The sequence below is a fragment of the Corynebacterium sp. HMSC076C10 genome (genome assembly GCF_001812455.1).
GTDB lineage: Bacteria > Actinomycetota > Actinomycetes > Mycobacteriales > Mycobacteriaceae > Corynebacterium > Corynebacterium jeikeium_D.
Map to the genome: position 1 here is coordinate 99,594 of NZ_KV809108.1, position 24,000 is coordinate 123,593.

Annotated in this window: 21 protein-coding genes; 10 read left to right on the forward strand and 11 right to left on the reverse strand. The window is 59.2% G+C overall.

Translation table 11 applies throughout. From position 1 onward, the window contains the following. Positions 1-48: 48 nt before the first annotated feature. Together HMPREF2857_RS04495 and HMPREF2857_RS04500 are read right to left on the reverse strand one after the other, a co-directional pair. Positions 49-963 (reverse strand): C40 family peptidase, encoded by a 915-nt coding sequence (locus HMPREF2857_RS04495; protein ID WP_246819609.1) that lies wholly within the window; start codon positions 961-963, stop codon positions 49-51. Positions 964-1,091: 128 nt separating this feature from the next. Next, a complete protein-coding gene (locus HMPREF2857_RS04500) occupies positions 1,092-1,412 on the reverse strand; it encodes a hypothetical protein (protein WP_069359429.1) in 321 nt (106 codons plus the stop codon). 347 nt (positions 1,413-1,759) lie between these two features. Between HMPREF2857_RS04500 and upp the strand changes: the two genes are divergently transcribed. Next, positions 1,760-2,395 (forward strand): uracil phosphoribosyltransferase, encoded by a 636-nt coding sequence (upp, locus tag HMPREF2857_RS04505; RefSeq protein WP_016422152.1) that lies wholly within the window; start codon positions 1,760-1,762, stop codon positions 2,393-2,395. A 9-nt stretch (positions 2,396-2,404) separates the two neighbouring features. On the opposite strand, the gene HMPREF2857_RS11095 is transcribed toward upp, so the two are convergent. Next, on the reverse strand, positions 2,405-3,088 hold the full coding sequence (locus HMPREF2857_RS11095; RefSeq protein WP_141744775.1) for a hypothetical protein: 684 nt from the start codon (positions 3,086-3,088) through the stop codon (positions 2,405-2,407). Positions 3,089-3,284: 196 nt separating this feature from the next. Here HMPREF2857_RS11095 and HMPREF2857_RS04520 point away from each other — a divergent pair, with 196 nt between their 5' ends. Next, positions 3,285-4,511 (forward strand): M20 family metallopeptidase, encoded by a 1,227-nt coding sequence (locus HMPREF2857_RS04520; protein WP_069359431.1) that lies wholly within the window; start codon positions 3,285-3,287, stop codon positions 4,509-4,511. 75 nt (positions 4,512-4,586) lie between these two features. Continuing rightward, on the forward strand, positions 4,587-5,996 hold the full coding sequence (locus HMPREF2857_RS04525) for an NAD(P)H-quinone dehydrogenase (protein ID WP_016422155.1): 1,410 nt from the start codon (positions 4,587-4,589) through the stop codon (positions 5,994-5,996). Between the two features lie 98 nt (positions 5,997-6,094). Here the strand turns inward: HMPREF2857_RS04525 and HMPREF2857_RS04530 are convergent, their stop codons facing one another. The 5 genes from HMPREF2857_RS04530 to pgi all read right to left on the reverse strand — a co-directional run bounded on the left by HMPREF2857_RS04530 (position 6,095) and on the right by pgi (position 10,442). Then, a complete protein-coding gene (locus HMPREF2857_RS04530; RefSeq protein ID WP_016422156.1) occupies positions 6,095-6,373 on the reverse strand; it encodes a mycoredoxin in 279 nt (92 codons plus the stop codon). Positions 6,374-6,473: 100 nt separating this feature from the next. Next, complete coding sequence (locus HMPREF2857_RS04535; protein WP_070642910.1) at positions 6,474-7,004, reverse strand: dihydrofolate reductase; 531 nt, start codon at positions 7,002-7,004, stop codon at positions 6,474-6,476. Between the two features lie 23 nt (positions 7,005-7,027). Beyond that, complete coding sequence (locus tag HMPREF2857_RS04540) at positions 7,028-7,864, reverse strand: thymidylate synthase (RefSeq protein ID WP_070642911.1); 837 nt, start codon at positions 7,862-7,864, stop codon at positions 7,028-7,030. A 16-nt stretch (positions 7,865-7,880) separates the two neighbouring features. Further along, positions 7,881-8,636: a 3'(2'),5'-bisphosphate nucleotidase CysQ gene (locus HMPREF2857_RS04545; RefSeq protein ID WP_038627816.1), complete on the reverse strand. Its 756-nt coding sequence runs from the start codon at positions 8,634-8,636 to the stop codon at positions 7,881-7,883. Positions 8,637-8,804: 168 nt separating this feature from the next. Beyond that, positions 8,805-10,442 (reverse strand): glucose-6-phosphate isomerase, encoded by a 1,638-nt coding sequence (gene pgi / locus HMPREF2857_RS04550; protein WP_070642912.1) that lies wholly within the window; start codon positions 10,440-10,442, stop codon positions 8,805-8,807. Positions 10,443-10,646: 204 nt separating this feature from the next. Between pgi and HMPREF2857_RS04555 the strand changes: the two genes are divergently transcribed. Further along, complete coding sequence (locus HMPREF2857_RS04555) at positions 10,647-12,128, forward strand: NAD-dependent succinate-semialdehyde dehydrogenase (protein ID WP_070642914.1); 1,482 nt, start codon at positions 10,647-10,649, stop codon at positions 12,126-12,128. A 22-nt stretch (positions 12,129-12,150) separates the two neighbouring features. On the opposite strand, the gene HMPREF2857_RS04560 is transcribed toward HMPREF2857_RS04555, so the two are convergent. Next, entirely contained in the window at positions 12,151-12,525 is a 375-nt protein-coding gene (locus tag HMPREF2857_RS04560) for a chorismate mutase (RefSeq protein ID WP_070642915.1), read from the reverse strand. Positions 12,526-12,590: 65 nt separating this feature from the next. Between HMPREF2857_RS04560 and HMPREF2857_RS04565 the strand changes: the two genes are divergently transcribed. After that, the gene (locus HMPREF2857_RS04565; protein ID WP_070642917.1) at positions 12,591-15,296 is read left to right on the forward strand and encodes a UvrD-helicase domain-containing protein; all 2,706 of its coding nucleotides are present in this window, start codon (positions 12,591-12,593) and stop codon (positions 15,294-15,296) included. Between the two features lie 21 nt (positions 15,297-15,317). Here HMPREF2857_RS04565 and HMPREF2857_RS04570 read toward each other — a convergent pair whose 3' ends face one another. Then, positions 15,318-15,809 carry a hotdog fold domain-containing protein gene (locus tag HMPREF2857_RS04570; protein ID WP_070438524.1) on the reverse strand — a complete coding sequence of 164 codons (492 nt, stop codon included), beginning with the start codon at positions 15,807-15,809 and terminating at the stop codon, positions 15,318-15,320. A gap of 151 nt (positions 15,810-15,960) precedes the next feature. Then, complete coding sequence (locus tag HMPREF2857_RS04575) at positions 15,961-16,668, reverse strand: M23 family metallopeptidase (RefSeq protein ID WP_070642918.1); 708 nt, start codon at positions 16,666-16,668, stop codon at positions 15,961-15,963. A 537-nt stretch (positions 16,669-17,205) separates the two neighbouring features. Here HMPREF2857_RS04575 and HMPREF2857_RS04580 point away from each other — a divergent pair. The 5 genes from HMPREF2857_RS04580 (at position 17,206) to HMPREF2857_RS04600 (ending at position 23,977) form a co-directional block, all read left to right on the forward strand. Then, complete coding sequence (locus HMPREF2857_RS04580) at positions 17,206-19,041, forward strand: cell division protein PerM (RefSeq protein WP_070642920.1); 1,836 nt, start codon at positions 17,206-17,208, stop codon at positions 19,039-19,041. A 57-nt stretch (positions 19,042-19,098) separates the two neighbouring features. Next, on the forward strand, positions 19,099-19,752 hold the full coding sequence (gene purN, locus HMPREF2857_RS04585) for a phosphoribosylglycinamide formyltransferase (RefSeq protein WP_016422166.1): 654 nt from the start codon (positions 19,099-19,101) through the stop codon (positions 19,750-19,752). Beyond that, positions 19,749-21,296 carry a bifunctional phosphoribosylaminoimidazolecarboxamide formyltransferase/IMP cyclohydrolase gene (purH, locus tag HMPREF2857_RS04590; protein ID WP_070642922.1) on the forward strand — a complete coding sequence of 516 codons (1,548 nt, stop codon included), beginning with the start codon at positions 19,749-19,751 and terminating at the stop codon, positions 21,294-21,296. The genes purN and purH overlap by 4 nt, the downstream gene beginning before the upstream one ends. 199 nt (positions 21,297-21,495) lie before the next feature. Continuing rightward, complete coding sequence (locus HMPREF2857_RS04595; RefSeq protein ID WP_070642923.1) at positions 21,496-22,089, forward strand: TetR/AcrR family transcriptional regulator; 594 nt, start codon at positions 21,496-21,498, stop codon at positions 22,087-22,089. A 307-nt stretch (positions 22,090-22,396) separates the two neighbouring features. Next, positions 22,397-23,977 (forward strand): carboxyl transferase domain-containing protein, encoded by a 1,581-nt coding sequence (locus HMPREF2857_RS04600; protein WP_070642925.1) that lies wholly within the window; start codon positions 22,397-22,399, stop codon positions 23,975-23,977. The last annotated feature ends 23 nt before the right edge of the window (positions 23,978-24,000 follow it).

The following is a 24,000-nucleotide window of genomic DNA, read 5'->3' on the forward strand; positions in this document are numbered from 1 at the left end:
TTTGCGTATTCCTATCTTAGAAGTTTTACGACGCAGATACCCACCGCACTATCCGGTTGGACGGTAGAACCCCTTAAACGGCATGCCGATGTTGGTCGTACGCACGGGGTTTACCTGCACCGGATCGCCCGCTTCGACCATCTTTCCGTCACCGATAACCATGGCGACATGGCCGTCCCACACTGCAAGATCGCCAGGCAGCAGTTCATCCTGGCTCACCTGTCTGCCGACGGCCTGTGCTTCTGCCGTGCGGGGAATATCAACACCAGCTTGCCCGTAGGCCCAGTGCGTCAAGCCTGAGCAATCGAGCGCCTGCCCCGGAGTATTTCCGCCCCAACCATAGGGCGTTCCGACGGCACTGAGTGCAGCCTTCACCGCAGCTTGGGCCTCTGGTGTGGGCGCGCCAGCTCCAGCATCCGCAGGTACCGGCGCGCTGCCCGAATCGGACGACGCCTCCGAACCATCTGCAGCGTCGGTAGCGCTAGCCGATCCTGGGGTGTTCGTAGACGTAGAAGCGAGGGCGGCTTGAGTGGTACCTGGGGCCTCCAACTGTGCCGGGTGAGGTGGGGTAGGGGTGTCCACCGCTGTACTTGCTTGCTGTATCAGCGACTGCACCAGAGGTCGTAGTTCTTGCTCGAGTTTCATGAGCCGTGCAATTGCCTGTGAAATCGCGGAACTGGCCGCTGAGGCTAGGCTGGCACCGGTCGCGGCGAGACCAGCGGGCCCCGCAGCAGTCGCAGTCAACGAGCCCATGGCAGAACTGACAAAATCCATGGCGATTCGGGCCAAATCAGTGGCCGCTGACATTACTGCGGCCAGGCCCTTGGCAATGTCACTGTCAATGGTTCCGGCGCGAGTTTCCAAGTCGGCTGCCGCATTTGCAGCCCGTTTGAGGCTTGTTCCCGCGGCCCCTGCTCCGGAACCAGCACCATCGCCCCAGTTGCGGTCAACGGAATCTGCCACTGAGCGCCAGGCAGTACTCGCGGCGGGGATTGCGGCCCCAGCAAGTCCTGCCAGTGCGGGTGCGATGGCAGGACTTAACTGTTGTGCAATCGCGCTGGGGACCTCCGTAAGTAGATTGGTGGGAAGCATCACGCATCACCAATCCCGCGAGCTGCAACGGTTCCCATTTTCGGCGAGATCGACTGCAGCGCATGAGCACCGGCATCTTCAGCAGTGGACACCGCAGAGACAAGAGCGTTCAGTGCACGAGCAGCGCTGGTGCCGTACTCATTCAGCTCAGCCACATGCTCATGTTGGCGCTGTAGAGCAGTGGCTGCAGCGTGGCAGAAGGGGCCGGCAAACGGGACGTCGCCAAGCGAGAGCAGTGCGCTGATGCCCAAGTCAGCGCCGCTGACCTGCTGCGACAACGCGTCAAGGCGCGTGGCATCGGCAGAAATAAGCTCTGGCACCAGCGTAAAGACTGAGTCATTCCCGCTAGTGGTCGGAGAGAGAAAAGATTGGCTGTGGGAACTGTGTGGTGATGGACGGGACAATGTTGACGGCCTCTCTAGGAAATTCGCGTGTGGTTCAACACTCAGTGCCGTGGCAGAACGGCTAGCGGGGTTCGGACGGCGACTGAGTGGCAAGTGGTTTGGTAGTAGGCGGGCTTGCGCAAATAGGGCGCAGTAAATAGCCCTCGTATTGTTAGGCGCGAAAAAGGCCGATTCGGTTCCATATTTTTTGGGGAACGCGTTTTCAGAAATTTGCTTTTGCCGGCACCAGAGCGGCAAAAGCAAAGCAATGTATTTTGGAAGGCATGGAGATTACCGTTGTCAACCATCCCTTGGCACAGTCACGTTTGACCATTCTGCGCGACGCGCGCACTGATAACGCGGGCTTCCGTGCGGCACTCGCCGATCTGGGCGCAATGCTGATTTACGAGGCAAGCCGGGAGCTGCCCGTCGATAACTTCGATGTTCAGACCCCAATCACTACCGCGCCGGGTTACCGTCTGCAGGATCCGCCGATTATTGTTCCCGTCATTCGTGCGGGTCTTGGCATGATTGATCCGTCGCTGTCGATGATTCCGGATGCGCAGGTGGGCTTTATTGGCTTGGCTCGTAATGAGGAAACCCATGAGCCGGTGCCGTACCTCGAGGCGCTGCCGGAGGATCTGTCCGGTCGCACTGTCTTCCTGGTCGACCCAATGCTGGCAACCGGCGGTTCACTGCTGCATGCCCTGAAGCTGTTGGTGGATCGCGGAGCGGACAACATCACGGCCGTGTGCATCATTTCTGCACAGCAGGGTGTCGACGCCTTGAAGGAATCCGGTTTCCCGGTGCGTCTTGTCACCACTGTGGTGGACCCGGATCTCAACGAGGATGCCTACATCGTGCCGGGTCTGGGAGATGCGGGCGACCGCCTCTACGGTCCCCGCAACATTGATCTTTAAATTGATCTCTTAGGCAGTTCCCCAGGCTTCTGCCGCGTACTTCTTGACGACCTCGTTGTCCTTGGTCACAAGAACTCCGTCGGGGGACATCTGGTACTTGTACGAGCCGTTTTGTGCAACAACGCGGTCGCCCTCATCGACGATGATGTCCATCGATCCGGAACCCTGTGGTGTATCCGAGCGGTAGTACTTCTCGCCGGAGCGCGTCTCACAAGCAGCAGCCTTAATTCCCTGTTCAGCGGCGATAACAGCAAAGGCGCGGTCACCGTTGTCGCAGCGTGCGGAGCTGCCCACGAAGCCCAGGCCGTCTAGGTCGGAGCGGCCAGTGCCGAAGTCCTGCCCCTCCGGAGCTGATGTCGGCTCTGAGCTCGTCGTCGTGGATGGCGAAGACGTGGTGCTCGGCGTCGACGACGAGGACGATGTCGAAGTGCTCGGCGTGCTTGACGACGTCTCGGAGGACTTCGACGTAGTTGTGGTCGTGGTGGTCGTCTTGCTCGTAGAAGTCGAACTCGTCGAGGACGGCGGTGTCGAACTGGGCGACGTCGGCTGCGAGGAGGAGGGGACCTCCGGACGCTGGGGCTCATCACTATTGTTCAGCGACAGGCCGATGGCGATGCCGATGACGACCACGAGTGCGGTGGCCACGATGATGATGGGGATGCTGAGAGACTTAGGTGTGCCATTGCCGGACATGCCTATTATCATCGCAGACTTCCTCAAAATGTGAAACATCTGATAATTGAAGAGGTCAAAGTTAAAGAAGTGACTCCTGGTCATGCGTACGTCTGGCGCCGACATTCAAGCGCTTGCCGGCCACTGCTGTCGCTGGCGCAGTCGTCGGTAGGCCTCTTGTTACGGTCTGTCGGTGGAGCGCTTACACTGGAGAGTTGTGATTGAGGAGTTTATTAAGCACTGGTGGGCCGAGCACGCGAACGAGATTCTCGAGTGGCGGCGGCATCTTCATGCGCACCCAGAGCTATCTCACATGGAGCACGCCACCACGGCTTTTGTGGAGGAGAAGCTGCGTGCTGCAGGGCTGAAACCAGTGCCGTTTCCCAACACCGGCCTGATGGTCGACATCGGTGAAGATGAACTCGCCGGTAGCGAAGCCGGAGGTGAACTCCCGGGGCGTCTCGCTTTCCGCGGTGATATAGACGCGCTTCCAATTACAGAAACCACGGGGCTGGAGTTTGCCAGCACCAACGATGGCGTCATGCACGCCTGCGGGCATGATTTTCACACCACGATTACGCTCGCGACGGCTCTGGCTATGGCTGAGTACCACGAGAAGCACACATTGCCGACGCCGCTGCGTTTCATTTTCCAACCTGCTGAGGAAGTCATGGTTGGCGGTGCACCCGAGGTTATCGCTGCCGGTGCGCTTAATGGCGTTGAGCGTATTTTTGCCGTCCACTGTGAGCCGAAGCTGCGCGTCGGTCACGTCGGCGTTCGAACAGGTGCCATCACCTCTGCGGCCGACACGCTGGAGATTCAGGTGCATGGCCCGGGCGGGCATACCTCCCGTCCGCAGATGACAGCCGATGTTGTCTATGCACTGGGCAAATTGATTGTCGATTTGCCCGGCTTGCTCTCGCGACGCGTCGACCCGCGCACCGGCACCGTGCTCACGTTCGGCTCCGTTCACTCCGGGTATGCGCACAACGCGATTCCGTCGGAAGGCAGCGTCAGCGGCACCCTGCGCACCGCGGACATCAAGACCTGGCGCGACATCGATCCACTGGTCCGCGAACTCATTGAACAAGTCCTCGCTCCGACCGGCGCCGAGTGCACCATCAATTACGAGCGTGGCGTGCCGCCTGTGCTTAACGACGAATACTGCACCGCCCTGATTGCGGAAGCAGTGCGACGAGTGGACGAGAATGCTGTCATTCAGGCCCCACAGTCGTCCGGCGGCGAGGATTTCGGTTGGTATCTCGAGCACGTCCCGGGTGCGATGGCCCGTTTGGGCTGCTGGTCCGGTCGCGGAGACAAGCACGATTTGCACCGAGATGACCTAATCGTGGACGAGCGTTGCCTGGGCGTTGGTGTGAAACTCTTCGCTGGCATTGTTGCTCGCTACGAGGACGGCGCGCAGTCAACCATGACTGTCCGTTAGACTATGGGGGCAAAGCGGGGAAAATGCCTCCCGCGGTAATTACATTGTGATATCCACGGCAAATTTGGAGGATTTGTGGCACAGAGGATCGTAATCATTGGCGGCGGCCCAGCCGGCTACGAAGCAGCGCTGGTTGGCGCCAAGTACGGTGCTGAAGTCACTGTGGTTGAGGATGCCGGGATGGGCGGTTCTTCCGTCCTGTGGGATTGCGTTCCCTCTAAGGCCTTCATCGCGGCGACGGGCGTTCGTACCGATATGCGCCGTGCGGACGAGATGGGTCTGCGTCCGGACTTTTCCCAGCGCAAAATCGACTTCACTGCGGTCAACGAGCGCGTTAAGCGCCTGGCACAGCAGCAGTCCGACGATGTTCGCGCGCAGATGGAGCGTGAGGGCATCAAGATGCTGCAGGGCCGCGGTCGTCTCGATGACCACGACCCGGGCCGTGTAACTCACTACGTCACCGTCGACTTGCTCGAGGGCGGCGAGGTCACTCTTGAAGCCGACCTGGTGCTGGTCAGCACCGGTGCGTCCCCGCGCATTCTGCCGGGTGCGATTCCTGATGGTGACCGTATTCTGACCTGGCGTCAGGTCTACGAACTGGAGGAGCTGCCGGAGCACCTCATTGTGGTCGGTTCCGGTGTGACTGGCGCTGAGTTCGTATCCTCGTTCACCGAGCTGGGCGTGAAGGTCACCATGGTCGCGTCGCGTGATCGCATCCTGCCGCACGAGGATGCCGACGCTGCAGATGCCCTAGAGGAAGTCCTACTGGAGCGCGGTGTGGACGTTGTTAAGAACGCCCGCTGTGATCTTGTCGAACGCACGGAGGACGGCGGCGTTCGCGTCGTCACTTCCGACGGCCGTGAGGTCTTCGGTTCCCACGCGTTGATGACCGTCGGTTCGATTCCGAACACCGCGGATATGGGGCTGGAAGCCAGCGGCGTAAAACTGACTCCGTCTGGCCATATTCACGTTGACCGTGTTTCCCGTACCAACGTGCCGGGTATCTACGCTGCCGGTGACTGCACTGACTTGTTCCCGCTGGCTTCCGTTGCAGCTATGCAGGGCCGTATTGCGATGTACCACGCCCTCGGTGAAGGCGTATCTCCGATTCGCCTGCGCACTGTTTCATCGGCAGTGTTCACCCGCCCGGAGATTGCGACTGTCGGTGTTTCCCAGGCTCAGATTGAGTCCGGTGAGGTCTCCGCTCGCGTTGAGGTTTTCCCACTGGCAGGTAACCCGCGTGCGAAGATGCGCTCGCTGCGCCACGGTTTTGTCAAGCTGTTCTGCCGTAAGAACTCCGGCATGATTATCGGTGGTGTGGTGGTCGCTCCCACCGCCTCGGAGCTGATTCTGCCAATTGCGGTATGTGTTTCCAACCAGCTCACCGTCGATGACCTGGCAAGCTCCTTCTCTGTCTACCCGTCACTGTCTGGCTCGATTACTGAGGCTGCTCGTCAGCTGATGGCACACGACGATCTGGACTAATGCTGGTATCGCGACTGGCAGCATGACCGGTCGTATTCATACATAAAAAGCCGAACCCCGGAAGTGGGGCTCGGCTTTTTAATTACTTAGCTTTTTAATTACTTGCTGGAGAGTTCAGCGTACTTAGCGGTGACTTCCTCAACCGACGGATTCGTGGCGTGCACGCCATCGGAGTACAGCACGGTCGGAACAACGCGGTTGCCATCATTGACGGACTCAACCCACTTCGAAAGGTCGTCGTGCTTTTCGACATCCCAGGCCTCAAACGGAGTGCCGTTTTCCTTCAGGCCAGCAATAAGGTTCTGGCAGAAAGGACACCAGGCTGCAGCGTAAATGGTCACGTGTTCGGTGGTCTGTGGAGTCTTCACATCAGTCATACTTAGGTCAACGCGCGGACCAAGGCCGATATTCCATTGCGCAATACGTTCGCCGGGCAGTAGTCCCGCCTCAGAGCCTTGCGAGACAGGCTTCCAAGCGCTAATCCTCTAGACGCCGCCACGTGCAGAAGCGGTAGCGTAGGCCGGTCGTTGACGTCTGCCACGGGCCATCCTCGACGCGAACCCAGTCGTAGAGGTCGGGAGCCATGACCGGTACTGGGACGTTGACATCAGTATCAATGTCGGTGACCACGCATTCGTCGGCAAGCGAAAGTGCATCGCGATAGACACGCCCACCTCCGAGAATCCAAGCCGCGGGCGCGTCGGCGACGGCTGCGAGCGCGGCTTCGAGGCTGGTTGCGGACTCGGCGCCGGGGAAATCGGACACGGAGCGTGAAAGGACGATGTTTCGACGACCGGGGAGTGGTCGGAACTTGGGATTCAGCGAGTCCCATGTGCGACGCCCCATGATGACCGGTGCGCCCATCGTTGTTGTTTTGAAATGCTGAAGATCTTCAGGCAGATGCCAGGGCATAGTCGCACCGTCGCCGATAATGCCGGCTCGAGACTGCGCCCAAATCATCCCTACAAATGGGGGCCTTGCGCTGGTGGAAGCGGTGGACTCGTTCATGTCGACACTCACCTTTCGCTGACTTAGACAGCCACCTGACCGCGAATCAGAGGATGCGGGTCGTAGCCGATGACCTCAATGTCCTCGTAAGTGTAGTCGAAAATGCTGTCGGCCTTCTGAAGCTTCAGCGTGGGGTAGGGGCGTGGCTCACGGGAGACCTGCAGTTCGCACTGTTCAATGTGGTTGTCGTAGATGTGGCAATCGCCACCGGTCCAGATGAACTCACCAACATCCAAGCCCGCCTGCTGCGCCATCATGTGCGTCAACAGTGCATAGGAAGCGATGTTAAACGGCACGCCTAGGAACATGTCCGCGCTGCGCTGGTAGAGCTGGCAGCTGAGCTTGCCATCTGCGACGTAGAACTGGAACAGCAGATGGCACGGCGGCAGCGCCATATTGGAAATCTCGGAAACATTCCAGGCGCTGACGATGTTGCGGCGGCTATCCGGGTTGGACTTCAGTGTCTCCAGCGCCTGTGCAATCTGGTCGATGTGGTGCCCATCTGGAGTGGGCCAGGAGCGCCACTGCACGCCATAGACCGGGCCGAGGTCGCCGTTGTCGTCTGCCCACTCATCCCAAATAGTCACCCCATGATCCTGGAGCCACCGGACGTTCGAATCGCCGCGGAGGAACCACAACAGCTCGTACACGATGGACTTCAGGTGCACCTTCTTAGTGGTGATCAGTGGGAAGCCCTCGCTCAGATCAAAGCGCAGCTGGCGGCCGAACACTGAGCGAGTGCCCGTGCCAGTGCGGTCTGATTTAGCTGCTCCGTCAGCGAGAATTTCGCGCAGCAAATCCTCGTACGGAGTCTGAATGCCCTGATGAGCCTGTGTTGTGATGTCAGTGGAGTCGGTCATAGCCGCCCTAGCTTACCTACTTCTGCTCTTGATTCTTGAATTCCTTCACCGCTGCCAGAATCTCCTCCGACAGGTCCGGTCGGCAGAACAGCATATCCGGCAGGAAAGTATCGACATTATTGTAGGTCGGCGCGGAGCCGTCTAGGCGGCTGACATGCAAACCGGCGGACTTAGCGACACCAACCGGCGCTGCCGAATCCCACTCGTACTGACCACCGTCGTGGATGTAGGCGTCGTAGTCACCGAGCAGTACGTGCATTGCCTTCGCACCAGCGGAGCCCATCTCTACCAGCTCCATGCCCAGCTTGTCAGCGACGTACTTTGCCACAGCCGGTGGGCGAGTACGCGATACGACAATCTTGCCCGCACGCGGCCCCTGGACAGCCTTGGCCTCACCCGTGTGGAAAACCTGGCCGTGATCCGGCAGACCAACAGCAGCGTGGGTCGGCTGACCGTCCTCTACCAGAGCGACATGAACTGCCCAGTCCTGGCGGCCCGAAGCGAACTCACGCGTGCCATCGAGTGGGTCAATAATCCACACCCGCTTTGAGTCCAGGCGCTCACGGTTATCCGCGGCTTCCTCCGACAGCAGTCCGTCGTCCGGACGGTGCTGCTCCAGTACGCGGGCAATCCACTCCTGTGCCAGTGCGTCGCCGGCATCTCCCAGAATGCGGCCACGCAGCAGGCCTACGTTGCGGACACCCTTGAGAATTTCACTGGCGCCCACGGCAAGTCGATAGGCAAGAACATCATCTTCAATGTAGGCAGACATGACTTAGATACTATTCGCTTTTTCCCGACCCTGCTTTACGACGGGATGCCGCGCCCCATCCTCACCGCAACCGAATGGTCATATAAATAACAAAAGTCCGCCCGCAGCGAGAATCAGTTCAAGCCGAAGGCGGACTCTTAGCTATCTAGGCCAATTGGCCAGAAGACGTTAGCGCTTGTCGCGGTACCACGTCAGCAGCGCATCGGTAGAAGCGTCGCCAGAATCAGGCGCCACTTCACCGGTAACTGCAGGCAACAGGTCACCAGCCTGCTGCTTGCCCAGCTCGACGCCCCACTGGTCGAAGGAGTTCAGGCCCCAGACAATGCCCTCGACAAAAGTAATGTGCTCGTAAAGTGCAATCAGCGCACCGACAGCGTCCGGGGTCAGTTCCTCAGCCATGATGGTCGTAGTCGGACGGTTACCCGGCATGACCTTGTGCTCCACGAGCTCCTCTGCAATGCCCTCTGCGCGAATTTCTTCTGCGGTCTTACCGAAGGCCAGCACCTTGGTCTGTGCGAAGAAGTTACTCATCAGCAGGTCGTGCATGGAACCTTCGCCAGATGCCGTCGGCAGATCCTGGCGTGGGCGGGCAAAGCCGATGAAGTCAGCCGGAACCAGGCGAGTTCCCTGGTGAAGAAGCTGGAAGAAAGCGTGCTGGCCGTTCGTTCCCGGCTCACCCCAGAAGATTTCTCCGGTGTTGTAGTCCACCCTCTTGCCGTCGGTACGCACGGACTTACCGTTCGATTCCATGGTGAGCTGCTGAAGGTACGCCGGGAAGCGAGAGAGATCCTCGGAGTAGGGCAGTACGGCATGCGACTGGGCGTCGAGGAAGTTTGAGTACCAGACATTCAGCATGCCCATCAGTACCGGCACGTTCTGCTCCAGCGGAGCGTTGAGGAAGTGCTCATCCATTGCTCGGAAGCCCTGCAGGAAGCGCATGAAGTCCATCGGGCCAACGACGGCCATGATGGACAGGCCGATGGCGGAGTCGACGGAGTAGCGGCCGCCGACCCAGTCCCAGAAGCCAAACATGTTCTCAGTGTCGATGCCGAATTCGGCGACCTTTTCGGCATTCGTGGAAACGGCAACGAAGTGCTTGGCGACGGCTTCTTCGCTACCCAGCTGCTGGATAAGCCAGCGGCGAGCTGCGTGAGCGTTGGAGAGCGTCTCCTGCGTGGTGAAGGTCTTGGAAGCGACAATAAACAGCGTGGACTCCGGATCGACCTCATCCAGAACCGCCTGCAGGTCAGATGGGTCAACATTAGAGACAAAGCGGGCATCAATGCCGGCAGTGGCGTAGGTGCGCAGCGCCTTGGTCACCATTGCCGGGCCCAAGTCGGAGCCACCGATGCCGATGTTGACCACAGTCTTAATAGTGTGACCCGTGTATCCCAGCCAGTCTCCACTGCGGAGGTTGCGAGCGAAATCGCGCATGCGGCCGAGCACCTCATGCACGTCGGCAGCGACATCCTGGTCGCCGACGGTCAGATTTTCCTCTGCTGGCAGGCGCAGCGCTGTGTGCAGCACGGAGCGGTTTTCAGTGGTGTTGATCTTGTCACCGCGGAACATCTTCTCGCGTGCTTCTTCGATTCTAGCTGCACGAGCGAGCTCAACCAGCTCGGCAAAACCGTCGAGGCACATCAAGTTCTTGGAGAGGTCAACGTGGAGAGTGCCAGCATCGAAAGTCAGCTTCGCAGCGCGGCCTTCTTCAGTTGCGAAGAGCTCACGCAGCGAGGTGCCGCGGACGTTGTCCACGCGCTTAGCCAGCTGAGCCCACTGCTCGGTTCCAGTGATATCTACAGTCATTCCTGCTCCCAGGTAATTTTTGACGAAATGCACTTTATACATCCCCAGACTAGTTGCGTTTTGGCGCTCTCGCCGGGCGGCTGGATTCGACCAGGCGTGACCACAATCTGCCAGCAACTCGAGTCCGCTGTGCTTATGCGTCGCCCCATCCGCCACCTACGAGCCCCCTAGCCCGCTTCAGCAAAGGCACCTACCCTGGAAAATATGACTGATTTCACTCCCGATTACGACAACATCCTCAAAGACGTCCCCACGGGTCTTCTCCTCGGCGGTGAGTTCCGTCCTGCGTCGAATGGCGAGACCTTCGACGTAATTAATCCCGCCACAGATAATCCGCTGGTCAAGGTCGCTTCTGCCACTGAAGAGGACGCGAAGCGGGCGCTTGACGACGCCGTCGCCGCCCAGAAGGAGTGGAAGGCAACCCCGCCCCGCAAGCGCAGCGAGATTCTTTACCGCGCATTTGAACTCATCCGTCGGGATGCAGACAAGTTGGCCCAGCTGCAGTCCCTGGAGATGGGCCGTGCGCTGCCGGATTCCAAGGCCGAGGTCGGCTACGGTGGCGAGTTTTTCCGTTGGTTCGCTGAGGAGGCCGTGCGTATCTCCGGCGATTACCGGATTTCTCCGAGCGGAACCTCGCGCGTCGCGGTGATTAAGCAGCCGGTCGGCCCGGTTTTGGCTATTACGCCGTGGAATTTCCCGCTGGCTATGGGGGCCCGCAAGATCGCCCCGGCACTCGCCGCCGGCTGCCCGGTCATTATTAAGCCCGCGTCCAAAACTCCGCTGACCATGCTCTACCTGGGCAAACTGCTTATCGAGGCCGGTGTCCCCGCAGGCGTGATCTCCGTGCTGCCAACAGGACACTCAGCAAACGTTTCGGCCCTGCTTTCCGATGACCGCCTGCGCAAGTTCACCTTCACCGGTTCCACCGAAGTTGGCCAGATGCTCGCTGCGAAGGCCGCGGAGACCTCGATGAAAGTCTCCCTTGAACTCGGCGGAAATGCTCCGTTTGTCATTCTCTCTGATGGCGATGTCGAAAAGGCTGTGCAGGCAGTCAGTGACGCCAAGCTCCGCAATGGCGGCCAGGTGTGCATCGCCCCGAATCGCTTTATTGTTCATGAAGCCAAGAAGGATGCGTTCGTCGAGGGCGTCGTCAAGCGTTTTGCGGAACTGAAGTTGGGCGAGGGCACCGACCCTGCGACGGACCTTGGGCCACTCGCGCTGCGCGATCAACAGGAAAAGGTTCGTGATCTGGTTGACGATGCGATCAAGCGCGGTGCGAAGGTCGAGTGCGGCGGCAAGATTCCAGATCTCGGCGGCGCGCTTTCCGACGGCTACTTCTTCGAGCCCACAGTTCTGACAGATGTGCCCGAGGATGCGGATATTGTCCGCGAAGAGATTTTCGGTCCGGTGGTTACGGTGACAACCTTCACGGACGATGACCGTGCGATTGAGCAGGCAAATGACACCATCTTTGGTCTGGCTGCGTATGTGTTCAGTGAGAACCTGACCAAGGCGCTTAGTGCGGCAGAGGCGTTGGAGTCTGGCATGGTTGCGGTCAATAAGGGCTCGCTGTCGGACCCGTCGGCGCCGTTCGGTGGTGTCAAGCAGTCCGGCCTTGGCCGCGAGGGTGGCTTCACCGGTATCGATGAGTTCCTAGAGGAAAAGCTGATTTCCCTGGAAGGCTAGACGGGCGAGTAGCTGGCGAGGGTTAGCCCAGGCGACCGCGTCCCATGCGCAGCAGCGCCGACGCGATCGCCGGGCCCTCTGGGCCAAGTGCGTCGCGGAACTCGTTGATGATCTGCACCTCTCGGCCGTGCACGAGACGTGTGCCGCCAGATCCCAGGCGGGTTTTGCCGACGGCCTTACTGATTGCGGTGCGGCGTTGAATGGCATCGATAATCAGCCTGTCAAGGCGGTTGATTTCCTTGCGGTACTGTTCGATCTCCGCGGAGCTCAACGGGTCATCGGTGCCGGTGGGGGTGCGGACTTCAAAAGGGGATACTGCCGCAGCTTGCTGGCTGTGCTCAGCGCCGTCGGTGTTATCGGTGTGTGCGGCGGGAGTGTCCGCAGGGTTTTCGCTCATAGTTCTTATTGTGCCAAAGGATTCGAACAGTCCAATCCGGGGGCTCGGCTACTGTAGTAGCCATCATGGGAAATGAAACTGGAATGCTGTTCGGGTCCTTCAATGCTGACGATGGCCGCAGTGGCGATAGCCATGCTGGTTCGAACCACGGTGAGTCGGGCGGTGCTACGCCTGGCCGCGGTGGTTTCGGCCACTTCGCCGGCGCTGGTAGCAATAGCGCGCCGAGTGGCGCTGCCAGCTTTGGCGGCGGTTTTGGCGGCGGCTTCGAGCCCAGTTTTGATTCAGAGTCGCTGCTAGAGGGGCTTAATCCGCAGCAGCGCCAAGCAGTGGAGCACATTGGTTCACCACTGTTGATTGTGGCTGGAGCTGGTTCGGGAAAGACGTCTGTGCTGACGCGCAGGATTGCATACCTAATCGGTGCGCGTGGAGTGCTGCCAAGCCAAATTTTGGCTATTACCTTTACCAATAAGGCCGCTGCCGAGATGCGCGAGCGTGTGGCCGGTCTGGTCGGTGACCAGGCGCAGCGCATGTGGGTGTCCACGTTCCACTCCATGTGTGTGCGCATCCTGCGCATGCAGCATGCGCTAGTACCGGGGCTTAATTCCAATTTCTCTATTTATGATTCGGACGACTCCCGGCGTTTGCTGTCCATGATTGCTAAGGACATGGACCTGGATGCCAAGAAGTTCACCGGCCGCGTGCTCTCGTCGCGTATCTCCAATCTCAAGAATGAGTTGATTGACCCGGAGAAGGCTATCGCGGATGCCTCGACGACGCGCAATCCTTTTGATGACGTCGTTGCACGGGTTTACCTGGAGTACCAGACCAGGCTGCGGGCGGCTAATGCCGTGGATTTTGACGATCTAATCGGTGAGGTCGTTCGGATCTTCACCAGTCACCCGCAGGTTGCAGAGTATTACCGTCGCCGCTTCCGGCATGTGTTGGTGGACGAGTACCAGGACACCAACCATGCGCAGTATGTTTTGGTCTCGACGCTCGTCGGCAAGCCCGGTGGAGATGTGCCTCCGAGTGAGCTGTGTGTGGTGGGCGATTCGGACCAGTCCATTTATGCCTTCCGTGGTGCGACTATTCGCAATATTGAGGAGTTTGAGAAGGACTATCCGGAGGCCACGTCGATTCTGCTGGAGCAAAACTATCGCTCGACGCAGACGATTCTGTCGGCGGCCAATGCGTTGATTGCGCGCAATGAGAATCGCCGGGAGAAGAAGCTGTGGACCGATCTCGGTGAGGGCGGCAAGATCAAGGGCTACGTAGCGGACAATGAGCACGATGAGGCCCGGTTTATCGCTAACGAGATTGAGCAATTGGTCGATTACGGGCCGTACTCGTACTCGGATGTGGCGGTTTTCTACCGCACCAATAATTCCTCCCGTGCTCTAGAGGATGTCTTCATTCGTATGGGCGTGCCGTACACGGTGGTTGGTGGCACCAGGTTCTATGAGCGTAAGGAAGTACGCGATATTGTCGCCTACCTGCGCGTTATTGAGAACTTCGACGATGATGTTTCGCTGCGTCGCATTATCAATACGCCGCGGCGTGGAATCGGTGACCGTGCGGTGGCGCATGTGTCGCTCTATGCCGAAGACGAGCGGTGCTCGTTTGGCACGGCGCTACGTGCCGTAGCTGAGGGCAAGGTTCCGGCGGTGGCGGCGCGGAGTCGAAACGCGATGGCGGCGTTCGTCGAGATGATTGATGCTCTGGCGGCGGATATGGCATCCGGTGAACTGGCCGATATCGGTGACTTGGTCAACGCGATTATTGACCGCAGTGGATACAAGTCGGAGCTCGAGCGTTCCAATGATCCGCAAGATGCCACGCGCCTGGATAACCTCAATGAGCTCGTCAGCGTTGCGCGGGAGTTCTCTGCAGAGGCGCGGATGATGTCGTCGGTGGATATTAGCGCTGATGTAAATGAAGGCTCTGGCGCTGCAGCTGATGCTGAAAGCGGTGCTGATACCAGTGGCGAGTCCGAGGTGGAATCGGAGATCGCGAACGACCTCGCGCGTGATTTCACGGCCGACTTCGACAACGATGGGGAAGCAGAGCCGGGAAGTCTGCAGGCATTCCTCGAGCGAGTTTCTCTGGTGGCGGATGCGGACCAGATTCCGGATGATGACACCGGTGTAGTGACGTTGATGACGCTACATACGGCCAAGGGCCTGGAGTTTCCGGTGGTATTTCTCATCGGCTGGGAAGACGGACTGTTCCCGCACCTGCGCGCCCTGGGCGATCCGAAGGAGCTGGCCGAAGAGCGGCGTCTGGCCTATGTCGGTATTACCCGTGCTCGCAAGCAGCTGTATCTCACGCGAGCTGTGACTCGGTCCTCGTGGGGTTCGCCGCAGAATAATCCTCCCTCACGTTTCCTGGGGGAAGTCCCAAGCGACCTGATTGATTGGCTGCGCGAGGCTCCGGCTCGAAGCTGGGGCGCCGGTTCTGGTGGTTTTGGCTCTGGTGGCTACGGCGCGGGCAGCGCGTTCGGTCGTGGCCATGGTGCCTCGTCGGGCTTCGGTTCCAGTTCGGGCTTCGGCTCGGGCTCGGGTGGGTCCGCCAGCTCTGGTGCGTCATCCCGAAAGAAGAATCAGATCTTGCACCTAGAGCCCGGTGACAAGGTTGTTCACGACAAGTACGGCTTAGGCACTGTGCTTGAAGTCCAAGGGGTCGCGCCCCGGGCAACTGCGATGATTGACTTTGGATCCGCAGGTAAGGTCCGCATGATGCTTATCGGCGGTGTGCCAATGGAGAAGCTGTAAAGATCCATCACCGCCTGGAGGCTACTTAGGCTTCTTCGCCGTCACCCAGCAGTTGATGGTGGCATCTTGCACTTCGGTGCCGCCTGCGTCGGTCAGCACGATGTGGACGGGAAAATCTACCCCACCAGTTTCCGGTGTGATGGTGGAGAAGTCCGGCAACTCAGCCTTGGCCACAGCCGTCAGCCCACCGACGGAGATGCGCTTGTAGTTCGTCGTCATGCCCTTTGGCACCCAGCGATGCGTTGTTGGCACGCTGGCCTCACAGAGCATGCCCATCGCGAATTCAGCGAGGTTACACGCAGCAATCGCATGCACGGACTTAATGTGATTACGCACGCCCCACCAAGCGGGCATGCGCGCTACCGCCAGTCCAGGCTGCATCGTCTCTAGCTTGGGGCAGATCGTGCGAAAATATGGCGCCGTCAATGCGGCGGTTAAGGAAAATAGACGCTTGCCGACGACTGGAGTCGCAGCCAACTTCTTCCACATGCGGAATGTTTGAGTCTCTGCCATGTGTCAAGAGTAAAGCCCCAGTACCGGCGGCGATGCGGGTTTCTAAAAAATTAATCAGGGGAGGCTTGCCGCCGCGGTCAAACAGGGGGCGGTGCACAGGTAGGGCCTTCGCAGAGCGACCAGGCCTGCTCGTACCTGTGCCGATACCTGATTAGTTCAGGTTCAGACCACGCTGGATGAACCAGGTCACCGGGTCGACCGGGGTGGTGCCATCCGGGTGGATCTCGAAGTGGAGGTGCGTACCGGTGGAGAAGCCGCGGTTGCCCATACCGGCAATGACCTGACCAGCTCGGACAGCTTCGCCAACAGCAACGTAGATGGACTCGATGTGGCCGTAGACGGAAACAGAGCCGTCGTCATGGCGAACGCGAATCCACTGGCCGTAGCCCTGAGCCGGGCCGGCATCGATAACAGTGCCGTCCATGACGGACATGATTGGGGTGTTGGTGACGTTAGCCAGGTCGACACCGTAGTGGAAAGTGCCCCAGCGTGGACCGAACGGTGAGGTCAGCAGCCCCACGGTCGGGATGGAGAGCTTCGGAGCGCGGGCAGCCTCATCGCGGGCAACGCGCTCTTGGTTGTACTGCAAGGCAGTAGCGAGGTGGTCGCTGAGGTTAGTGCTCGGGCTGAAGGAGCTGGACGCCAGCACCATCGGAGCATTGTTCTTCGGCTGAGCAGCGCGAGTCTGAGTAGAGGCTGAGTTTTCTGGAGCCTTATTCTCGGTCTCAGCTGCGTGGGCGACCGCGTTGGAGGACGCGATTGTCGATGCGGATAGTGCGACCAGTGCTGCACGAGAAGTCGCGGAAACCTCTACCTTGCGGTGCTTTCCGCCTCCGCGACGAGCATTGAAAAACGTCACTTCAATCTCCCTGCCAACGAAACTCTTTGTAACCCAACTGTTATTTAACCCCTGTGATAATAACGGTTCGATATAGGGCAAGCAACTTCTTTTTAGAGAACTTGTTCATTGATTCGTCAGTTTCAGTTCAATAGAGCCGTGCTGTGGCCATAGTGCTGTTGTCTTCTACCGCGGGTTCGTCGAAGCGCAACCGGCCTGTTTCCAGGGGGGTTTATGCCGGATGCCCCTTAATCGAGGGGTGTGCAGGGAAATTGGCAAGGAGTCTCCGCGCGAACTAGGGGTGTGTCTGCGGGGGTGACAAAAGGTAACCCGTCGGCGTTGACAAATGGAAACCAAAGGTGAAGCCACTTTGGGGGGGGATGGCAAAAGGGGTATCGGACTCGACGGATAGCGTCCGTCCTGAGAATCCACACTTTCAAACGAGACTCTGCAATGCCTGAGCAAACAGGCGTTGTATATATGGCACTATATGGCCATGGCTGTGACGCACACGTGCGCGCCACCTTATCCATATAGGTAGGGAGTCAGCCGCCAACGATGAGACGCAGGAAGGACGATGCCACTGTGAAAGGCGCGGATTCGCGGAGAGGTTCCTCCGGTAGCGATCGAAATCGGCGAAGCCGCACCGGTGCCGGTGGTAGCAGCGGCAGCTCCCGCGGCGTCCGCAGCGAGCACAGCGAACGCAACACCCGCGCATGGCAGAATACGCAGGCCGGTCAGACTGGCGGTGCGCGCAGCGTCGGTGCCGACAGCAATCGAGCCGCCACGACGAAGATGAAAGCGGGGGGCTCCGGAACGTCGTCACGCAAGGGGCGTCCCTCGGGGTTCCGTCGTTTCATTAACTCGCCTCGTACACGCCGGTTTGGGCTGTCTGTTGCCGGTTCTTACGGCGTCGTATTGCTGTTCATCATCTCGGTAGCTCTGATTGGCGTCATCGTCAGTGGCGCTGGAATGTCTCCGCTTCCAGCGAGTATCGCGTCGATGTGGATGATCTTTAACCTCGCGCCGTTCCGTTTTAACGGCACGACGCTGGGGCTCACACCAGCACTGCCCGCGGTGCTGATGGTGTTGTTCATCGCCTGGCGTGTACGCCGCGAAGTCGCTGACCGCATCAGCATCAAGGATGTCCGCGCGTTGGTCGGCGCGTATCTGGGCACGCCCATTGTTCTCACCATCATCGCGTGGCTCATGCTTTACGACGCGTCGAAGGTGTTTCCCCGCGTTCAGACCCCTAGTTTCGGCCTTGCGATTGCAGCCGCGCTGCTTGTAAATCTCGTGGCCTTGGTGCTGGGAATGGGGCAGCGGTTGCTGCGTGCACTACTGCTGCGCCGGAAGCTGCCGGAGTGGTTGCTCGGGTCGGCCCGTCTGGCGGGCAGCTACGTGGCATGGCTGTGGCTGGCCGGTGTTGTGGTGACACTCGTTTCGCTGATTTGGCATCGAGAGTTGCTGGCAGAGACATTTGCAATCACGGATACCGTCGGTGAAAGTGTTGCGGTCAGCGGCCTCTCGCTGCTGTACCTGCCAAATGTGGCCTTCGGTGCTGTCGGTGTGCTGGTGGGCGGAAAATCGACGTTTGGGCCAGCGGAGGCTGGGCTGTTCGCAGTGCACCCGGCTCAGCTGCCACCGCTGCCGATTTTGGCTGCCATGCCTCAGTCGCTGGTGCACTGGGCTTTCGGAGTGCTGATTGTGCTACCGCCAGCCGTTGCGGCTTGGCGCGTCGTGGCATTCCTGAAGAAATCTGCACCGAAGCAGCCCTACCTGGTCGTCGTTCTCGCTGCCGTGTGGTCGATCATCTTCCTCATGGGGCTGGCTTGGCTGCTCGGCGGTGAGGTTGGCATCTTTGGGTGGGCCGGTGCCTCCTGGTGGCTGACTGGACTGCTCGGCTCGATGTGGCTGGTTGTTCCGGGGGCCATCGTGGTTGTTGCGATGACCGGTGTGCCGTCACTTGGTAGGGACAAGGGAGTCTCGGAAGTGGCCGCCGAGAAGTTCCCGCCGAAGCCTGCGGGAGATGGAAACGGTCATGCTGAGGCTGAGGATGCCGGCGACGCCGATAAGTCCGACAATGACGGGAGCGGTTCGGAGGAGTCGGAGGAGATTGTCGACGGGGAAGTCGTAGCGACCTCCGAAGATGAAGCGACCTCCGAAGACGAAGCCGAGTCCGACACAGAGGAGGAATCAGAGTCCGGTGCTGAGTCTGAAGACACTTCAGAAGACGCTGAGGAATCGGACGACTCTGAAGAGGATTCAGAAAGCGCCGCAGGCGGAGAAGCATCGGGCGAAGTAGATGCGACCGACGAGGACGAATCCGATGAGGACACCGAAGACTCGGAGGAAGGCGGCGACGGGGAACCGTCGTCAAGCCAAAAGAGCTAAGCCAACTTAGGGGGAGCGGAATTTGGGGTCTCTGCCGGGCTGGGTAAGCTAAACGCCGTGACTGAAGCACAGCCCGTCGCAGAAATTTCGCACAATAATTCCTCCAGCAAGCAGCTCCGCATCGTAGTCCTGGCCTCTGGCCTGGGCTCCCTTTTGCAGTCGATGCTGGAACTGCTGGACGCTGAAAAGGTTCAGATTGTCGCGGTTGGTTCGGACAAGGATTGTCCGGCGCTGGAGAGGGCTCAAAACCTCAATATCCCAACTTTTCGGGTGCCTTTCGATGCTGAGGCAAAGAAGGACCGAGAAGGTTGGGATATTCGTGTTTTAGAGGCCGTGAACAGTTTTTCGCCGGATATCGTTGTCTCGGCGGGTTTCATGCGCATTCTGGGGCCATCATTTGTGGAGGCCTACAGCAATCGCATCATTAATACGCACCCAGCGCTGCTGCCGTCCTTCCCAGGGGCGCGTGCGGTACCGGATGCACTTGACTACGGGGTGAAGGTCACCGGCACGACCGTGCATATCGTTGATAATGGAGTGGACACCGGGCCGATTCTGGCGCAACAGCCAGTGGCCGTCGAGGACGACGACACGGTGGAGACCCTGCACGAACGAATCAAGGTTGTCGAACGCCGACTCCTGGTTGATGTATTGCACTCGATTGCCGATCACGGAATTGAGCGTGACGGACGAAAGGCTTATCTGAAATGACCAACGACAACACGCAGCGTAAACCGATCAAGCGCGCTCTGATTAGCGTCTACGACAAGACTGGGCTCGAGGAGCTGGCTCGCGACCTGCACGAGGCTGGCGTGGAAATCGTTTCCACCGGTTCCACGGCTGGCAAGATTGCTGCAGCTGGCGTGCCTGTGACCCCGGTTGAGGATCTCACTGGTTTCCCGGAGTGCCTCGAGGGCCGTGTGAAGACGCTGCACCCGCGTGTTCACGCCGGCATTCTGGCTGATACTCGCAAGGAAGACCACCTGGCTCAGCTGAAGGAGCTCGGCGTGGAGGCTTTCCAGCTCGTTGTCGTTAACCTGTACCCGTTCCGTGAGACCGTTGCCTCGGGCGCTTCCTACGACGAGTGCGTGGAGCAGATCGACATCGGAGGCCCGTCGATGGTTCGCGCTGCGGCGAAGAACCACCCGTCGGTCGCTATCGTGGTCGACCCGGCTCGCTACGGCGATGTCGCTACCGCCGTGAAGGAAGGCGGCTTCACCCTGGAGCAGCGCCGTGAGTTCGCTCGTGACGCATTCCTGCACACCGCCGATTACGACGCAGCTGTGTCCAACTGGTTTGTTGAGCAGCTCGGTGGCGCTGAGGGGGCCGCCCCGACTCCGCTCCGCTACGGCGAGAACTCTCATCAGTCGGCAACTCTGACCCGCATTGGTACCAAGGGGCTGGCTAACGCCAAACAGCTGAACGGCAAGGAGATGTCGTACAACAACTACCAGGATGCCGACGCCGCATGGCGTGCCGCCTGGGATCATGAGCGTCCGTGTGTGGCAATCATCAAGCACGCTAACCCGTGCGGTATCGCAGTTTCGGATGAGTCCATCGCCGCAGCTCACCGCGCAGCTCACGCATGTGACCCGATGTCCGCATTCGGTGGTGTCATCGCCGTCAACCGCGAGGTCTCCGTTGAGATGGCCGAGCAGGTCAAGGACATCTTCACCGAGGTCATCGTCGCTCCGTCCTACGAAGACGGTGCCGTTGAGGTACTGAAGGCCAAGAAGAACCTGCGCATTCTTGTCGCCGAGTACGAAGCACCGACCGCAGAGAACAAGTTCATCTCGGGCGGCCTGCTCACCCAGGAGCCGGATACTTACCAGGCAGAGGGCGATAAGCCGGAGAACTGGGAGCTGGCCACCGGCGAGGCATTGAATGTCGAAGAGCTGGCTGAGCTCGAATTCGCATGGCGCTCCGTCCGCGCTGTGAAGTCCAACGCCATTCTGCTGTCCAAGAACAACGCCACCGTCGGCGTCGGCATGGGCCAGGTCAACCGTGTGGACTCCGCAAAGCTCGCCGTTGAGCGCGCAAATACGCTTGCCGACGGAGAAAACCGTACCCAGGGGGCCTACGCTGCATCCGATGCCTTCTTCCCGTTCGCAGACGGCCTGCAGGTCCTGATTGATGCCGGTGTGAAGGCAGTTGTCCAGCCAGGTGGCTCTATCCGTGACGAAGAGGTCATCGCTGCTGCCAAGGAAGCTGGCGTCACTATGTACATGACTGGTACTCGCCACTTCTTCCACTAATTCCTTATTGGGTTAAGGGCTAACCGCCGAGGTGCTAACTGTCACCTCGGCGGTTTTTCTCTAATCGGAAGTGAGCGGAGATAGAGCCGAGGATGCGTGTCTGTTGTCGAGCCGTGGTCTATGTGAACACTCGCTGAGGGCGGGCGCTGGTGAGAATTATGCAGACGAAATGGCTCCAATGCGTTTAACATAAGGGCTTATGTCACGTAGAACCGAAGCGCGACGGCGTCGAGAAGCAGAGATTCTCTCCGCTGCTGCTGCGATCCTGGCCGACCGGGGGTTTCATCAGACTCGGTTGGAGGATGTTGGCTCCGCCGTCGGCATTTCTGGCCCAGCTCTTTACCGCTACTTCAGCGGCAAGGAAGAGTTGTTGGCGCAGATCCTCATCGATATTTCTATCCGGCTTGTCGATGGTGCGCGAGCAGTTCTCGATCGAGCAAAGAGCAATGATTGGGGTCCAGAGGAGACTCTTCGGGCACTCCTTTCGCATCACGTGCATTTTGCCGTCACGGAGCCGGATCGCATTCGCGTCCAAGAGCGCGAAGGGGGAAATCTGGCGCCAGAGCAGAGCGCAAAAGTGCGTTCCTTGCAGCGTCTTTACATGGTCTTATGGGTGGATGCTCTGCGTGAACTGCAGCCCGAACTGACCTCCGATGAGGCGCAGCTTAAAGTCCAGCTCACCGCTGGGTTGATTAATTCTTCCAGGCACGTGCTCAAATGGGCGGGCCCCGAGGCGACAAGGGAAAATGCCTTTGAGATGGCCCTCGCTGCGCTGGGCATTAACAACCAATAATCCGCATTCATTCTTCTGCCGTCTGGCCTCACTGTGCTCAGCAGTGTGGGGGTCAGGCGGTTTTATTGTGCGGCGCGGGCGGTCTTATCCGAGTGAATTTACCCCCGAAACAGATTTCTAGGAGAAACTTACATCTCTGCTGGAAATATGTCGTGACCTCGGGGAGGTGTGCGTACTTCAAGCCGTCTGAAAGGCTCTCGGGGGTGGAAGCGTGGTCTAGGAAACAAAATTTGTTGTGAGGTGACTGGGGTCACATTAATCTTTCTGTCAAGAAAGTTAATAGTCATTAACGGAAAGTATTTCGCCCATGACTCACGCCTCAGCATTGACCAACCGACAGCGCCACGAAGAACTCGTTGCAGAGCTCAAAGAGCTGCTCAGCACAACAGCACGCGGTGGTTCCGAACGTGCCCGTGCTCGCCATATTTCCCGAGGTAAGCTGCTGCCACGTCAGCGCATCAACCAACTGCTTGACCCCGGCAGCCCTTTCCTTGAGGTCGCACCTCTAGCGGCTCACGAAATGTATGGCGGCAAGGTTCCGGCTGCTGGCGTCATCGCCGGCATTGGCATCATCGAAGGTCGTCGCTGCCTGGTTGTCGCCAATGACGCAACCGTTTCCGGCGGTACGTACTACCCGTTGACTGTCAAGAAGCACCTGCGCGCACAGGAGATTGCCGGCCTTAACCACCTGCCGTGCATTTACTTGGTCGACTCCGGCGGGGCCATGCTTCTCAACCAGGATGAAGTTTTCCCTGATCGCGATCATTTCGGTCGCATTTTCTACAACCAGGCCAACCTTTCCGCTCGCGGGATTCCGCAGATTGCCGCCGTGATGGGATCCTGTACCGCCGGTGGCGCCTATGTGCCGGCGATGAGCGATGAAGCGGTCATTGTGAAAAACCAGGGCACCATCTTCCTGGCAGGCCCGCCACTGGTTAAGGCTGCAACTGGTGAAGATGTCACACCAGAGGAACTCGGTGGCGGCGAACTGCACTCCAAGACCTCCGGCGTTACTGACCACCTCGCGGTTAACGATGCCGACGCACTGCGTCGTGTCCGCGATATCGTCGCAATGCTCCCCAAGGACCCGGAAGTTCCGTGGGACACAGAATCCACCGTCTCGCCGACTCGCAACCAGACCGATCTTTACGATGTCGTCCCCGTCGATGCCAAAGTGCCTTACGACGTCCACGAGGTCATCGAAATCATCGTGGATGGCGGTCAGTACCAGGAGTTCAAGGCCGAATTCGGTACGACCTTGGTCACTGCTTTCGCCCGCATCCACGGTCACCGCGTCGGCATTATCGCCAACAACGGCATTCTCTTCGCGGAATCTGCGCAGAAGGGCGCGCACTTCATCGAGTTGTGTGACCAGCGCGGCATCCCACTGGTATTCCTGCAGAACACCACGGGCTTCATGGTTGGTCGCGAATACGAGGCCGGCGGTATTGCAAAGCACGGCGCCAAGATGGTCAACGCCGTGGCTACCACCCGCGTGCCCAAGTTCACCGTAGTCATCGGTGGTGCCTTCGGCGCCGGCAACTACTCCATGTGCGGTCGCGCATATTCGCCGCGCTTCCTCTGGATGTGGCCGAATGCTCGCATTTCCGTCATGGGCGGTCCACAGGCGGCGATGACGCTTTCGACGGTTCGTCGCAACCAGATTGAACGCTCAGGTGAGAGCTGGTCGCAGGAAGAGCAGGAGGAGTTTGAAACTCCGATCCGCGAGCAGTTTGAGCGCCAGTCGCACTGCTATTACTCATCGGCTCGCCTGTGGGATGACGGTGTCATCGATCCCGCAGATACCCGCCGAATTCTTGGCATGGCCCTCGATGTGGCAAGTGGCGCGCCCCTGGATGAACAGGGCTTCGGCGTCTTCCGCATGTAGTAACCAGCTAAAAACTCTCGACA

Bases quoted from the DNA above. Each gene is read 5' to 3' on its own strand.
- upp (WP_016422152.1), top strand. From the start codon at position 1,760: ATGGAGATTACCGTTGTCAACCATCCCTTGGCACAGTCACGTTTGACC.
- HMPREF2857_RS11095 (WP_141744775.1), bottom strand. From the start codon at position 3,088: ATGTCCGGCAATGGCACACCTAAGTCTCTCAGCATCCCCATCATCATC.
- HMPREF2857_RS04530 (WP_016422156.1), bottom strand. From the start codon at position 6,373: ATGACTGATGTGAAGACTCCACAGACCACCGAACACGTGACCATTTAC.
- HMPREF2857_RS04535 (WP_070642910.1), bottom strand. From the start codon at position 7,004: ATGAACGAGTCCACCGCTTCCACCAGCGCAAGGCCCCCATTTGTAGGG.
- HMPREF2857_RS04540 (WP_070642911.1), bottom strand. From the start codon at position 7,864: ATGACCGACTCCACTGACATCACAACACAGGCTCATCAGGGCATTCAG.
- HMPREF2857_RS04545 (WP_038627816.1), bottom strand. From the start codon at position 8,636: ATGTCTGCCTACATTGAAGATGATGTTCTTGCCTATCGACTTGCCGTG.
- pgi (WP_070642912.1), bottom strand. From the start codon at position 10,442: ATGACTGTAGATATCACTGGAACCGAGCAGTGGGCTCAGCTGGCTAAG.
- HMPREF2857_RS04555 (WP_070642914.1), top strand. From the start codon at position 10,647: ATGACTGATTTCACTCCCGATTACGACAACATCCTCAAAGACGTCCCC.
- HMPREF2857_RS04560 (WP_070642915.1), bottom strand. From the start codon at position 12,525: ATGAGCGAAAACCCTGCGGACACTCCCGCCGCACACACCGATAACACC.
- HMPREF2857_RS04565 (WP_070642917.1), top strand. From the start codon at position 12,591: ATGGGAAATGAAACTGGAATGCTGTTCGGGTCCTTCAATGCTGACGAT.
- HMPREF2857_RS04570 (WP_070438524.1), bottom strand. From the start codon at position 15,809: ATGGCAGAGACTCAAACATTCCGCATGTGGAAGAAGTTGGCTGCGACT.
- HMPREF2857_RS04580 (WP_070642920.1), top strand. From the start codon at position 17,206: ATGAGACGCAGGAAGGACGATGCCACTGTGAAAGGCGCGGATTCGCGG.
- purH (WP_070642922.1), top strand. From the start codon at position 19,749: ATGACCAACGACAACACGCAGCGTAAACCGATCAAGCGCGCTCTGATT.
- HMPREF2857_RS04595 (WP_070642923.1), top strand. From the start codon at position 21,496: ATGTCACGTAGAACCGAAGCGCGACGGCGTCGAGAAGCAGAGATTCTC.
- HMPREF2857_RS04600 (WP_070642925.1), top strand. From the start codon at position 22,397: ATGACTCACGCCTCAGCATTGACCAACCGACAGCGCCACGAAGAACTC.